At 63.8% G+C, this 12,353-nt stretch carries 11 protein-coding genes and 2 tRNA genes; 7 read left to right on the forward strand and 6 right to left on the reverse strand.

Annotation, left to right across the window (positions count from 1 at the left end; all coding sequences use genetic code 11):
- Positions 1 to 165 precede the first annotated feature (165 nt).
- Positions 166 to 2,526: a coiled-coil domain-containing protein gene (locus RIA72_RS03570; protein WP_350030992.1), complete on the reverse strand. Its 2,361-nt coding sequence runs from the start codon at positions 2,524 to 2,526 to the stop codon at positions 166 to 168.
- A 68-nt stretch (positions 2,527 to 2,594) separates the two neighbouring features.
- Here RIA72_RS03570 and RIA72_RS03575 point away from each other — a divergent pair, with 68 nt between their 5' ends.
- Positions 2,595 to 2,891 carry an Hpt domain-containing protein gene (locus tag RIA72_RS03575; protein ID WP_350030993.1) on the forward strand — a complete coding sequence of 99 codons (297 nt, stop codon included), beginning with the start codon at positions 2,595 to 2,597 and terminating at the stop codon, positions 2,889 to 2,891.
- A gap of 172 nt (positions 2,892 to 3,063) precedes the next feature.
- The gene (locus RIA72_RS03580) at positions 3,064 to 4,332 is read left to right on the forward strand and encodes a tetratricopeptide repeat protein (protein ID WP_350030994.1); all 1,269 of its coding nucleotides are present in this window, start codon (positions 3,064 to 3,066) and stop codon (positions 4,330 to 4,332) included.
- 69 nt (positions 4,333 to 4,401) lie between these two features.
- On the opposite strand, the gene RIA72_RS03585 is transcribed toward RIA72_RS03580, so the two are convergent.
- A complete protein-coding gene (locus RIA72_RS03585) occupies positions 4,402 to 4,875 on the reverse strand; it encodes an Lrp/AsnC family transcriptional regulator (RefSeq protein ID WP_350030995.1) in 474 nt (157 codons plus the stop codon).
- A gap of 180 nt (positions 4,876 to 5,055) precedes the next feature.
- On the opposite strand from RIA72_RS03585, the gene RIA72_RS03590 reads away from it, so the two are divergent.
- The 3 genes from RIA72_RS03590 (at position 5,056) to RIA72_RS03600 (ending at position 7,885) form a co-directional block, all read left to right on the forward strand.
- A complete protein-coding gene (locus RIA72_RS03590) occupies positions 5,056 to 6,684 on the forward strand; it encodes a histidine kinase dimerization/phospho-acceptor domain-containing protein (protein WP_350030996.1) in 1,629 nt (542 codons plus the stop codon).
- A gap of 3 nt (positions 6,685 to 6,687) precedes the next feature.
- The gene (locus RIA72_RS03595; RefSeq protein ID WP_350030997.1) at positions 6,688 to 7,740 is read left to right on the forward strand and encodes a polysaccharide deacetylase family protein; all 1,053 of its coding nucleotides are present in this window, start codon (positions 6,688 to 6,690) and stop codon (positions 7,738 to 7,740) included.
- Between the two features lie 69 nt (positions 7,741 to 7,809).
- Positions 7,810 to 7,885, forward strand: a tRNA-Ile gene (locus tag RIA72_RS03600).
- 100 nt (positions 7,886 to 7,985) lie between these two features.
- Here the strand turns inward: RIA72_RS03600 and RIA72_RS03605 are convergent.
- Both RIA72_RS03605 and RIA72_RS03610 read right to left on the reverse strand, forming a co-directional pair.
- Positions 7,986 to 8,062: transfer RNA gene (locus RIA72_RS03605), tRNA-Pro, on the reverse strand.
- Between the two features lie 135 nt (positions 8,063 to 8,197).
- Positions 8,198 to 8,443: a hypothetical protein gene (locus RIA72_RS03610; protein WP_350030998.1), complete on the reverse strand. Its 246-nt coding sequence runs from the start codon at positions 8,441 to 8,443 to the stop codon at positions 8,198 to 8,200.
- Between the two features lie 318 nt (positions 8,444 to 8,761).
- Between RIA72_RS03610 and ettA the strand changes: the two genes are divergently transcribed.
- Both ettA and RIA72_RS03620 read left to right on the forward strand, forming a co-directional pair.
- A complete protein-coding gene (gene ettA / locus RIA72_RS03615) occupies positions 8,762 to 10,441 on the forward strand; it encodes an energy-dependent translational throttle protein EttA (protein WP_350030999.1) in 1,680 nt (559 codons plus the stop codon).
- Between the two features lie 59 nt (positions 10,442 to 10,500).
- Entirely contained in the window at positions 10,501 to 10,905 is a 405-nt protein-coding gene (locus RIA72_RS03620) for a PaaI family thioesterase (protein ID WP_350031000.1), read from the forward strand.
- Between the two features lie 13 nt (positions 10,906 to 10,918).
- Here the strand turns inward: RIA72_RS03620 and RIA72_RS03625 are convergent, their stop codons facing one another.
- Together RIA72_RS03625 and RIA72_RS03630 are read right to left on the reverse strand one after the other, a co-directional pair.
- Positions 10,919 to 11,632, reverse strand: a complete 714-nt coding sequence (locus RIA72_RS03625) for an NYN domain-containing protein (RefSeq protein ID WP_350031001.1) — start codon at positions 11,630 to 11,632, stop codon at positions 10,919 to 10,921.
- 42 nt (positions 11,633 to 11,674) lie between these two features.
- Positions 11,675 to 12,316 carry a carbonic anhydrase gene (locus tag RIA72_RS03630; protein WP_350031002.1) on the reverse strand — a complete coding sequence of 214 codons (642 nt, stop codon included), beginning with the start codon at positions 12,314 to 12,316 and terminating at the stop codon, positions 11,675 to 11,677.
- Positions 12,317 to 12,353 lie beyond the last annotated feature (37 nt).

Genomic DNA, 12,353 nt, shown 5'->3' on the forward strand with positions numbered 1-12,353 from the left:
TTGTACCGAACCTTGCCATCGGCTTTGGGTATGCGGAGTTTCCCTCACTTGTCCGTCATCCCGGCGAAGGCCGGGATCTCGCCGGTGCGGTAAACCGTTAGGGTGGGATCCCGGCCTTCGCCGGGATGACGATGAGGGAAAAGGCTGCTCTCGCTCGGTTGCCGCCTAGCTCCGCAGCCGGTCGATCGATTGCGCGAGCGCCACATAAAGCTTGCCGATGTCCGACGAGAGCAAGGTCACGCTGATCGCCGACCCGTCGCGCGCGCCGATGAGCAGGCGGAGCATCGCTTCAAAGTCGTGAATGAACTGGTTGACCGCGGCGTGGAAGCCATCGTCATTCTGGTAAAGGCGCAGGATTTCCTTGGCCTCGCTGTTTTCGACCAGCTTGACCGCGCGGCGGGCAAAGACGCCGCGATCGCCCTTCAGATAGGCGTCCCATGCGGTGTCGCTGACTTCGCTCGACAGGATCTTGGTCACGTCGATTGCGGTTGATTTGAGCGCTTCGGTGAGCACGCCGACCTGTTTCGCGAGCGTGTCGCGGTCCGATGCCGCGATCGCCTGTTCAGCTTCGCTCACGCGCTGTTCGACGCTCGCGCTCGTATCCATGATTGTGACCAGCTGGCGCATCAGCCGGTCGGCGGCGCCGTTCGCCGCGGCCACCGCACGCGTCGAGGCCGCCTCAATCGCCGCAAGCTGCGCTTTCACTTCTGTATGGAACGCCGTGTCGAGCGCCTCGCTCGCCGCGGCCTGCATCGTTTCGCGCGCGCTCGCAACAAGGCGTTCGAGCGTCAACCGCGCTTCGTTTGCGGCCGCCTCGGCCGTTGTCCGCACCTCCGCGAGCGTTGCAATCATCCGGGCGCCGCCCTGTTCGCTGAATTCGTCGGCGCCGCCGCGCAGTTTGGCCAGCGCGGTTTCGGCTTCGACCAGCGCAGCGTTGAACCGGTCTGCCACGGCCTGCTGCGTTTCGGCATGGCTTGCCATACGCGTTTCGTTCGACTCGATCGTCGCCTGGACCGCGTTGACGTGCGACACGGTCGATTGGGCAATGAGCTCCGACGATTCAAGCAGCGGACGCAGATCGGAAAGCGCCGATTGCGTTGCCTGGCCGTGCGCGGCGATACGATCGAGCGCGTGCGGCAGCGTTTCGTCGAGCTCGCGGGTCACGGCATCGAGCGCCAGCAGAAGCGATTCGGCATGGCCGATAAGTTGCGCCGCCGAGCCGTTGCTGGTCTGCACCTGCTCCATAAAGGCCGCGAGCTGCGCCTTCGTTTCCTCGATCGAACGCGCGATGACGCCCGTGCTGGCATCGACGTTGACGTTCAGGGTTTCGAGCTGCCTTTCGGTTTCCGCGACATGGGCGGCAAGGCGTGCGGCGAGCGCGTCGCTGGCGTCGGCGTGCGCCGACAGCTGTGCTCCCATGGCGTCGCCGGCGTCGCGTGCTGCCGCGATCTTCGAGTCCATCAATGCGGCCGCGGTTTCGACAGCTTCGCGGAAACGCCGCCAGCCATCGTCGGCCTGTGCCGTCAATGCGGCGAGCGTATCGGTCATGTCGCCGCGCGCGGCCGCTGCGGTTTCCGTCAACCGCGCGAGCGCCGCATCGTGGGCGGCGGCAACTTGCGCCGAAGCGGCGATCAGCCCGCCTTCGGTTTCCTTCGTCTGCTCCTGAAGTGCGACAATCGCTTCCAATATGCCTTCGGTGGAGGCCTGCCCCGCTTGGGCCGTCCGCGCCGCCTCCTCGCCCAGTGCAGCCAGCTTTGCTTCGAGGCTGGCGCCCTGCTGGTGCGCGACGAGACCCGCTTCGCGGAAATTGACCGCAAGCCGCTGCGCGACATCGTCGATCCGCGGCAGCCCGGCGAGAAGCCCGTCCATCCGCTGCATCGCAATATCACCCGATCGCGCGAGTTGATCGTGCGCATTGGCGATCACCGATGCGTTGCCGGCCAGCTTGTCGCTGCTTTCGTTAAGCCGCATCACAGTATCGAGGCCAAGCTGCTGAACGCTTCGCGCCTGTTCGCCAAGCTGTCGTTGCGCATCGGCCAGATGCAGGCCCAATGCGTGCATCGACTGGTTGAGCGCGAGATTTTCGGCGCGCAGCGCCGCAGCGACGCGCGCGAAACGAGCCTGTTCGGATCGGCTCGATCGCAGCCAAAGCATCCAGAGCAGCGCCAGCAGTGCGAGTGGCGTCGCGAGTGTCGCGATGAGCGCCGGCCAATCGGCGAGTGGCGGGTTTTGCACAAAGCCATCGGTTGCGACCCCGAGTGCGAAGCCTGTCCACCCGAGCGCGAGAAGGAGCAGAAGCGCAGGCGCGCCGCGGTCCAGCCATGCGGGGGCGTCGGGCGTTTCGGCTTCCATGTCCTCGATCTCGTCGATCGGCGTCATATCCAGCCATTCGCGATCGCCCGCAATGTCCGCGTCGGATTGAGCCGCGCGATCGCCCGCCGCATCGTCGACCGGCGCCGCGTCGGCGGCTTCCTGGTTTGCCGCGGAATCCCGCCACAATCCCACGATTTTCTTTTCCCCTGCCATCGCGCCATCTTAGCATCAAATGCCCGCCATGAAACGGAAACTTAACCACGCGCTGCCAAAGCTGTGGAATGTCGTTCGACAGCGGCCCTCTCGATCGCTATCTGAGCGCCGCCTGCGGCGACGATCCGGCAATGGCGGCCGATCTTCGCAAGGCCTTTGCCGATAGCGCGCGCGAATTGGCCGACCTGCTCCGCCGCGCGCGGTGCGATGCCAATTGGGAAATGGCGGCGCTGCGGCTGAAAAGCCTTGCCGCGACCTTCGGGATTATCCCGCTTATCGAACTTGCCGAAGCCGCGATGGCGGGCGCGCCGGGCGATCCCGCTGCGCTACGGGCGATCAACCGCGCGATCGACGAGATCGCCTAGACCTTTTCTGACGGCTTGGCGGGTTCAATCCCGGTTCAGCCATACCCGGCCAAAGATTTATCGATAGCGTCCGTCTTGCCATGGCAACGCGACGGGTTTAGCCGCGTTAACGACACGCGGCCGAACCTGTTAGCGCGGTGGACGGTCGGCGAGTTTCAGAGGAGAGATTTCGATGTTCAACCGTTTCCGCTCGATGCCTGCAACGGCGATCGCCGCCGTGCTGGGTTGCGCGCTGATGACGACCGCGACCCCCGCTGCGGCCCAGAAAAAACCCAAAAAGGAAGAGGCCGCTAAGGGCCAGGCGCTCAAGCCGAGCAAGGGTTTCGGTCCGGCACTCAAGAAGTTGACCGAAGCGACCGGTGCCAAGGATGCGGCGGCGTTGCAGGCGGCACTGGGCGAGGCGCAGGCGAGCGCGACGTCGGCCGACGACAATTATCTTGTTGCTTTCTACCAGCTTCAGCTCGGCATTCTGAACAAGGACACCGCCATGCAGGGGCAGGGGCTCGACGGAATGATCGAGTCGGGGCTGACGCCCCCCGAAAATGTCGCGACCTATAATTTCTATTCGGGCAATTTCGCCTATGGCGCCAAAAATTACGCCAAGGCGATCCAGCGCCTCGAAGCGGCGAAGGCGGCGGGTTCGACCGAATCGGCGCTGCCTGCGATCCTGATGGACAGCTATTTGAATGCGGGACAGATCGACAAGGGCTGGGCGATGGCGAAAGCGGGTATCGAATCCGCGCGCGCCGCGGGAACGAAGCCGTCGGAAGAGCTGTACGTCCGCCCGGCGCAAGCCTTCCAGAAGGCAAACCGGACCGAGGAAATGCTCGACGTGCTGACGATGCGTGTCGAAGATTATCCGTCGCCCGCAACGTGGCGCAACACGCTGTATATCCTGTTGCAGCAATCGGGCGGCGACAAGGAGCTCAATTTCGATATTCTTCGCCTGATGCGCGCGACCAATGCGATGACGGAGCGTCCCGAATATCTCGAATATGTCTCGCTCGCGGTCGAAGCGGGCTATCCGGGTGAAGCCGTGGCGGTGATCAAGCAGGGACAGAATAGCGGCGTGATCCCGAAGGGCGATACGCATTTCGGCAATATCCTGGAAGCGCAGACGCCGCGCGCGGCGACCGACGCGGCTGCCGTCGCCGCCGATGCCGGCAAGCCCGCTACGCTGAACAACCCCAAGGCCGCGCGGTCGACCGGCGATGTGCTGGTCGGCATCGGGCAACCCGCGAAGGCCATCCCGCTCTATGAAGCCGCGGTAAGGGGTGCGCCGACCGATGCGGTGGCGCAGTTCCGCCTGGGCGTCGCGCAGGCACTCGCCGGGCAGGGCGATGCCGCCGTGGCGAGCTTTGCCAAGGTACAGGGCAACCGCGCGCGGCTTGCGAAGCTGTGGACCGTTCGCGCCAAGGCTGCTGCGCCCGCCGCCAGCTGATCGCGACAACATAAAATGAAAGGGCGCCGTTCCGGAAAGGACGGCGCCCTTTTTCTTTGATGATGGGAATCAGATTTCGACGGGAATTCCCGCAAGCTGTTTGGCCGTGCGGATCGTCAGCGATGTCTTGACGCTGGTGACGTTCGGCGCCGACGTCAGATGGGCCGTCAGGAACGACTGAAAGCTTTGAAGATCGCGCGCGACGACTTTCAACAGAAAGTCGATTTCGCCGTTCAACATATAACATTCGCGCACTTCGGGGAGTCCGCCGACATAATCCTCGAAAGCCTTAAGGTCTGATTCGGCCTGGCTGCGCAGGCTGACCATGGCGAACACGGTGATTCCATAACCGAGTTTCGCGGCGTCGAGGTCGGCGTGATAGGAACGGATGACGCCCGCCTCCTCGAGTGCGCGGACGCGCCGCAGGCAAGGGGGGGCGGTCAGCCCCACCGTTTGCGCCAGCTCCACATTCGTCATGCGCCCGTTTTTCTGCAATTCGCCTAGTATCTGCAGATCAATCTGGTCGAATTTCTGACTAGCCATCGTTGAAACATCCGCTTTCCAAAATCGCCGAGACCATAATAATATTTCAGACGATTGCAATTGTCCCACAATGTGACGTGGATGGTTAATGCACTTTCGTGACCGCGGGATTCACGCTAGCCGGTAAGCATAGGGTAACTAACAAGCGTGCGGGGCTGGTTTTGTGTGACTGCTGACTCGATGATCGCCACCATCTTGCGCCAGGAACCCGCCGACCGCCGGGCGCGCGTCACGGCATGGCGACAGCTTTCCGATATTCTGGCGCAGCGCGGTAATCAACTGGACGAAGACGATATTCGCCGCAGCCTGCACGCGCTCGCGGTTTTGCGCCCCCATGTGCCGGAGGCTGTGCGCCGCGACTGCGCGCGCGCGATCGCGCGCCACGGTCGCTTCGCGCCGCTCGTTGCGCTTTACGCCAATGATGTTCCCGCGGTTTCGGTATCGATGCTGCGCGAGGCGAAGCTCAGCGAAGCTGATTGGCTGGCGCTTTTGCCCGCGACGAACGCCATGGCGCGGTCGGTGCTAGCAGGGCGGCGCGACTTGCCCGACAGCGTGGCTCGCGCCTTGGCCGCGCTGGGCAGCGCATCGGTCGCGCTGCCTCAGCCGGCGGTGAACGAGGCCGCTGAACCTGCGCCAGACCAGGTTGCGAAGGCAGAGAGCGGAACCGAAGCTGCGCCAAGCCAGATCAGCGAACTCGTCCGCCGGATCGACAAATATCAGTCGCGCCGCGGCCAGCCCACGCTGACGCGCAATCCACGCCGGTCGTTCCAGTTCGAAACAGGCCCGGACGGCGTTATCCACTGGGTCGATGGGGTGACCCGCGGCGCGGTGATCGGGCTGTCGATCGCCGATGCGGCGTTCGGCGGCGAACCCGGCACCGACGGCGCCGCGGCGGGTGCCTTTCGTCAGCGCGCCGAAATCGCCAACGGGCGAATGTGGTTGGAGGGGATGGCGGATGAGGCCGGCGAATGGCGCTTCTCCGCGCTGCCTTGGTTCGACGTGGCAACGGGACAGTTTCGCGGCTATCGCGGGTCGGCGCGGCGACCGCAGTATAATGAACTGCCCTATGGGCGCGCCCAGGCCGAAGACTCGGGCGATTCGATCCGACAGCTGATCCACGAACTGCGCAGCCCCCTCAACGCAATTTCGGGCTTTGCGCAGATCATCTCGGGCCAGATGTTCGGCCCGGTCAGTCAATCCTATCGCACGATGGCCGAAACCATTGTCGCTGACGCGGCCTCGGTGCAATCGATCATCGACGATCTGGAGACCGCGGCGCGACGCGGCAACGCGGATCCCGCGCGGGCGGTAGCGGAAATCGTCGATGTCGGCGCGATCGTGAAGCAGGTCGAGGGCGACCTCGCGGCTCTTCTCGCGGAGCAGCGTATCGAAATGACGCTTGCGCGTGTCGGCAGCGGTCCCTTCCTGGGGCGCGCGAGCGACGCCGACGCCCGGCGGATGGTCGGCCGCCTGCTGACCGCGCTTGTCGACATTTGCGAACCGGGCGGAATTTTGGTCGGCCAGCTCGTTACCGAGGCACCGCATGACGACATGCTCCAGCTGCGCCTCGTCCGGCCGGCGGCGATCCGGTTCGCCACCGCGGCCGATCTGCTCGATCCGGGTTTCAGTCCGGAAGGAGAGGCTCCCGGCGCCGCGGTGCTCAGTCTGGGTTTCTCTCTTCGTCTTGTCGACAGTCTGGCGCGATCGATCGGCGGTCGGCTCGATATCGGGCATAACGCCTTGACCTTGTACCTGCCGTCCGCCACCTCGGAACCCGACGCCGAACGGGAGGTCCAGCAGGGCGAGTAGTCCGTGCGTCGGGCCGCGGCAAAAGGGGGCAAGGTGCAGCCTGCGGGCAATTTTTTCACATATCCACCGGTGTCGGAGTTGATCCGGCTCGGCGATGGCGAACATCCGCGTTTCTGGGTTACGATCGATACCGAGGAAGATTTCGATTGGGACGCGCCATTCACGCGAAGCGGGCACCGGCTGACGTCGGTTCCCGCGCTCGCCGATTGCCAGGACTATTTCCAGCGTGCCGGGGTCCGGCCGATCTATTTGGTCGACTGGCCCATTGTGACTGACGAGCGCGCGGTCGACATTCTGGGCGCGGCTGCTGGTGCGGGCCGCTGCGAAATTGGCGCGCAGCTTCATCCCTGGGTGACGCCGCCGCACGACGAAGAGGTCAATGCGCGCAACAGCTATACGGGCAATTTGTCGACGGCGTTGCAGCGCGCCAAGATGACGATGCTGCGCGACGCTATTCGCGACCGTTTCGGCGCGGCACCGATCGTGTATCGTGCCGGGCGTTACGGACTGGGCCCCGAAACCGCTGCGATCCTTGCCGAACTGGGCTTCCGCTGCGACACCTCCGTGCGGTCGGCGTTCGACTATCGCGCGGGCCATGGCCCCGACTATCGCACCGCCCCGCTCTACCCATGGTGGGTGCACGCCGGCGTCGGCGCCGTGCTCGAGATGCCGGTGACGACCGTGTTCGGCGGGCTGCTCGGCCGCGCCGGGGCCGCATTTTATCATCGTGTCGCGCGCAGCGGATCGCGCGCCGGTGCCGCGCTCGCACGGTTCGGCCTGGTCGAGCGGATCGCGCTGACCCCCGAAGGCATTCCCGTCAATCGCGCGGTCCGGGCGATCGACATCGCGATCGAGATGCGGCTACCGGTACTCAATTTCTCCTTTCACTCGCCGTCGCTTCAACCGGGGAACACGCCCTATGTTCGTTCGCGGAGCGATCTGGAGCGCTTCTATCGCTGGTGGGACATCGTCCTCGACCACCTTGCGCGGCGCGGCATCGAAGCGACAACGGGGGCAGAGATCGTGGCGATGGCCGAAAGGAAAGCTGCGGCCTGATCCTTGGCGCTTGCCAATGCGCCGCAGGCTCCGCTATCGCCCGCTCATCCCCCAGCGGGTTGCCACGGGGGGCCTGTAGCTCAATGGTTAGAGCTGGCCGCTCATAACGGCTAGGTTGCGGGTTCGAGTCCTGCCGGGCCCACCATTTTCTGCCATTTGCAGCCGATACCGAGCGACTCCGCAGGGCCCGCGGAAATGGCGGGCGAGCGACCGCGCGTGTGCCGATGGCAAGCAAATGGGAAAAGTGGTCGGGGAGACAGGATTCGAACCTGCGACATCCTGCTCCCAAAGCAGGCGCGCTACCGGGCTGCGCTACTCCCCGACGACCGGACCCGCGCCTTAGACAGCGCGCGCGTGCAAGTCCATCCCGCGCGCACAGCGGACAAAGAAAAAGGCGGCCTTCCGTATAAGGAAGACCGCCCGTTTCGTTTCGGTCAACGCCCCGAAGGGCTGTGACTTACTTGGCTTCTTCGGCCGGAGCAGCAGCGGCGTCAGCCGGAGCAGCAGCGGCTTCCGCGCCAGCGGCAGCAGCTTCGGCGCCTTCGGCAGCGGCTTCGGCGCCAGCAGCAGCGGCGTCGGCGCCTTCTTCGGCAACCGCTTCAGCAGCCGGAGCTTCGGTGGTGGCTTCTTCAGCAGCCTTTTCACCGCAAGCGGCGAGGGCGAACATGCTGGCAGCAACGGCGATAGCAGCAAATTTCTTCATGATGTGTGGGCTCCCTAAAATGCCTTTCCGCGATGGGAAATTTCCCGAACCGCGAGCGGCGGGATTTAGTCGTTCCGCGTGAATCGTCAACAAAAATAATTGAGATGGCCGCGCGTGGCGGATTTCTGTCACTTTGCCGAAACAAAGGTCGAAGCGCCACCAAGGCGGGACGTGGAGAATCGGAAAAAGCCCTGCCTTGCGGCCCTGTCGGGAAGCTCCCGGACATATGCGCCGATTGCCAAGACAGCGCCCTTTCGCTAACCGGCGCGCAACTCTCCCGGCCGCGCAGCGCGGCCCAGCCAAATACCGGAGCATTGCATGGCCGCCCAATATAGTTTCGTGATGAAGGGTCTCAGCAAGACCTATCCCGGCGCGCAGAAGCCGACGCTCAACAACCTCAGCCTGCAATTTTATCCCGATGCCAAGATCGGTATCGTCGGCCCCAACGGGACGGGCAAATCGACGCTGATGAAGATCATGGCCGGGATCGACAAGGATTTTGCCGGCGAAGCCTGGCCCGGCGAGGGCATCACGGTCGGCTATCTGGCGCAGGAGCCGCAGCTCGATCCCAAGAAAACGGTCAAGGAAAATGTCATGGACGGCGTTCGCCCCGTCGCCGACATGCTCGACCGCTTTAACGAGATCAGCGCTTTGATGGCCGATCCCCCGGCCGACGCCGATTTCGACGCGCTGATGACCGAAATGGGCGAATTGCAGGAAAAGATCGACGCGGTCGACGGCTGGACGCTCGACAACCAGCTTGAAATCGCGATGGAAGCGCTGCGCTGCCCGCCGGGTGACTGGAGCGTCGAAAATCTGTCGGGCGGCGAAAAGCGCCGCATTGCGCTTACCCGCCTCCTGCTCGAAAAACCGTCGATCCTGCTGCTCGACGAACCGACGAACCATCTCGACGCCGAAAGCGTCGCGTGGCTGGAAAAGCACCTGGTCGATTATCCGGGCAACGTCATTCTCGTCACCCACGACCGTTATTTCCTCGATAACGTCGTGAACTGGATCCTCGAACTCGATCGCGGCCGCTACTTCGTCTATGAAGGCAATTATTCGACCTATCTTGAAAAGAAGGGCAAGCGCCTCGAACAGGAAGCGCGCGAGGACGCCGGCCGCCAGAAGGCGATCAAGGACGAACTCGAGTGGATCCGACAATCGCCCAAGGCACGGCAGGCGAAGTCGAAGGCGCGTATCAAGAGTTTCGACCAGCTGGTCGAGGCGCAGGAAAATCGCGCACCCGGCAAGGCACAGATCGTCATCCAGGTGCCCGAACGGCTGGGCGGCAAGGTGATCGAGGTCAACAATATCTCGAAGGCCTATGGCGACAAGCTTCTGTTCGAAGACCTGTCGTTCACGCTGCCGCCGGGCGGGATCGTGGGTGTCATCGGCCCGAACGGTGCGGGCAAGTCGACCTTGTTCAAGCTGATCACCGGCCAGGAACAGCCCGACAGCGGTAACGTCAGCATCGGCGACACGGTGCGCCTCGGCTATGTCGATCAGAGCCGCGACGCGCTCGACCCGAACAAGAATGTATGGGAGGAAATTTCGGGCGGCCACGACCTGATGTCGATCGGCAAGCACGAGATGCAGACGCGCGCCTATGTAGGCGCGTTCAACTTCAAGGGAACCGACCAGCAGAAGAAGGTCGGTCAATTGTCAGGGGGCGAGCGCAACCGCGTCCACATGGCAAAGATGCTGAAACAGGGCGGCAATGTGCTGTTGCTCGACGAACCGACCAACGATCTCGACACCGAAACGCTGGCGGCGCTCGAAGAAGCGCTCGAAAATTTCGCGGGCTGCGCGGTGGTCATCAGCCACGATCGTTTCTTCCTCGATCGCCTGGCGACGCATATTCTGGCGTTCGAAGGCAATAGCCATGTCGAATGGTTTGAAGGCAATTTCGAAGCCTATGAGGAGGACAAGATTCGCCGCCTTGGCGAAGGCGCCACGCGCCCGCACGCAACAACTTACAAGAAATTGTCGCGTTGAGCGGAATGACCGGGGAAGAGGCTTCGATTTCGTCGCCGATATCGTCGGATGCGATTCGCATGGATGCGGACGCGCTCAACGCCTTCATGGCCGAAGCCTTCCCCCAGTCCGACCCCGGATCGCGTGGTTACGTCGTTTCGGCCGCGCCGGGGCATATACAGGCGCGGATGGACCCGACCGACAAGGCGCTGCGCCCCGGAGGGCTGATTTCGGGACCGACACAGATGGGCTTTGCCGACATGGCGGCCTATGCGCTCGTGCTCGCGCATATCGGTCCGGTCGCCATGGCGGTGACGAGTGCGCTCAACTATCAATTTCTGCGGCCGTGCCGGCCGGGCGCGCTTTTTGCCGACGCGCATATGCTGCGCCTCGGCAAGCGGCTCGCCGTCATGGATGTGCGGATCTGGACCGACGACCCCGCCAAGCCGGTCGGGCAGGCGAATGTGACCTACGCCATCCCGTGACGGGCGCGCGCTTTTAGCGGACCCGCTTGATCCGCATCGGGCCGCCGTCGATCCGTTCGGTGACGAAATTGGGAATGTCGGCGATCATGTCCGACAACCGCGAATAGCCATAGGTGCGGACGTCGAAGCTGGAACGGTTGCCCGCGATCTGGCCGACTTCGCCCAGCAGGGCAAAGCCCTGATCGTCGCGCTTTGCCGCTTTCCAGGCGTTGCCCAGCAGTTCGACGACGTCGGCCGCCACCTCTTTCTTCTGCCCCTGCGCCTTCCCGTTATCGAGGCCCGATCGTTCGGCGTCGATCAGCGCATCGACGTCGATGAAGCGCGAACAGGCGCCCTGAAATCCTTCGGGCGTCTTTGCCGCGCTGCCAAAGCCATAGACGGGAATGCCGTCCTGCCGCACGCGCATGGCGAGCGGCATGAAATCGCTGTCGCTCGACATGATGCCCAGCCCGTCTAGGCGTCCGCGATAGAGCAGGTCCATCGCGTCGATCGTCAGCTTCATGTCGGTGGCATTCTTGCCCTTGGTCAGGTCGAACTGCTGTTGCGGTTCGATCCCGAAATGATGGAGCTGGTCGACCCACCCTTTGAGCGACGTCTTGCGCCAGTTTCCATAGGCGCGGCGGATGTTCACGGTGCCAAGCTCCGCAAGCGCGGTCAGCACCGGGTCGAGCCCGGCGGGCCGTGCATTGTCCGCATCGATCAGCAGGGCAACATTGCCGTCAGCCATTATCGTCTCCGCTATTGCCCGCCGCGACGCGGGTGATCTGGGTCAGGCTGCGGCGGCGAACTGCCCGCTGGCCGGGTCCATGACATGCAGCACGCCATCGCTGATCGCGAAAAAGGCGCCGTGAAGCCGGAGCTTGCCCTGGGCCTCCTTTTCGCGGACGCACGGGAACGTGCGCAGATTGGCGATGCTCACCCCGACCGCGGCCATTTCCATCGCGCGCCCGGCTTCGCGGCTGTCGAGATCGCTATGCTGCGCGCGAACCTCTGCGCTCGCGTCGTCGAGCAGCGCGATCCAATCGGCGATAAAGCCGCCCTGACCGGGCTCGGCGCCGTGCATCGACTGGTGGAGCGCCGCGTTGCAGCCGCCGCACAGGCCGTGGCCCATCACGACGATTTCCTCGACCTTCAGAAACTGCACGGCAAATTCCAGCGCCGCCGAAACGCCGTGGCGTCCCGGCGTCGTTTCAAAGGGCGGGACCAGCGCGGCGACGTTGCGCACCACGAATATCTCGCCAGGGTTTGTGTCGAAAATCTGCGAGGGTTCGACGCGGCTGTCCGAACAGGCGATCACCATCACCTTTGGCGATTGCCCCTCGGCCAGTTCGCTCCAGCGGTCGCGTTGTTCCTGCCAGCCACCGGTCCGAAACCGCTGATAGCCATCGAGCATGTCTGTAAAGTGAGTCATGCGCGCGCTTTAGCATAGGTAGAGAGGTTGAGAAGAG

It is taken from the genome of Sphingopyxis sp., assembly GCF_040216815.1.
Classification (GTDB): domain Bacteria; phylum Pseudomonadota; class Alphaproteobacteria; order Sphingomonadales; family Sphingomonadaceae; genus Sphingopyxis.

Bases quoted from the DNA above. Each gene is read 5' to 3' on its own strand.
- RIA72_RS03590 (WP_350030996.1), top strand. From the start codon at position 5,056: ATGATCGCCACCATCTTGCGCCAGGAACCCGCCGACCGCCGGGCGCGC.
- RIA72_RS03630 (WP_350031002.1), bottom strand. From the start codon at position 12,316: ATGACTCACTTTACAGACATGCTCGATGGCTATCAGCGGTTTCGGACC.
- RIA72_RS03575 (WP_350030993.1), top strand. From the start codon at position 2,595: ATGTCGTTCGACAGCGGCCCTCTCGATCGCTATCTGAGCGCCGCCTGC.
- RIA72_RS03620 (WP_350031000.1), top strand. From the start codon at position 10,501: ATGGATGCGGACGCGCTCAACGCCTTCATGGCCGAAGCCTTCCCCCAG.
- RIA72_RS03570 (WP_350030992.1), bottom strand. From the start codon at position 2,526: ATGGCAGGGGAAAAGAAAATCGTGGGATTGTGGCGGGATTCCGCGGCA.
- RIA72_RS03625 (WP_350031001.1), bottom strand. From the start codon at position 11,632: ATGGCTGACGGCAATGTTGCCCTGCTGATCGATGCGGACAATGCACGG.
- RIA72_RS03610 (WP_350030998.1), bottom strand. From the start codon at position 8,443: ATGAAGAAATTTGCTGCTATCGCCGTTGCTGCCAGCATGTTCGCCCTC.
- ettA (WP_350030999.1), top strand. From the start codon at position 8,762: ATGGCCGCCCAATATAGTTTCGTGATGAAGGGTCTCAGCAAGACCTAT.
- RIA72_RS03580 (WP_350030994.1), top strand. From the start codon at position 3,064: ATGTTCAACCGTTTCCGCTCGATGCCTGCAACGGCGATCGCCGCCGTG.
- RIA72_RS03585 (WP_350030995.1), bottom strand. From the start codon at position 4,875: ATGGCTAGTCAGAAATTCGACCAGATTGATCTGCAGATACTAGGCGAA.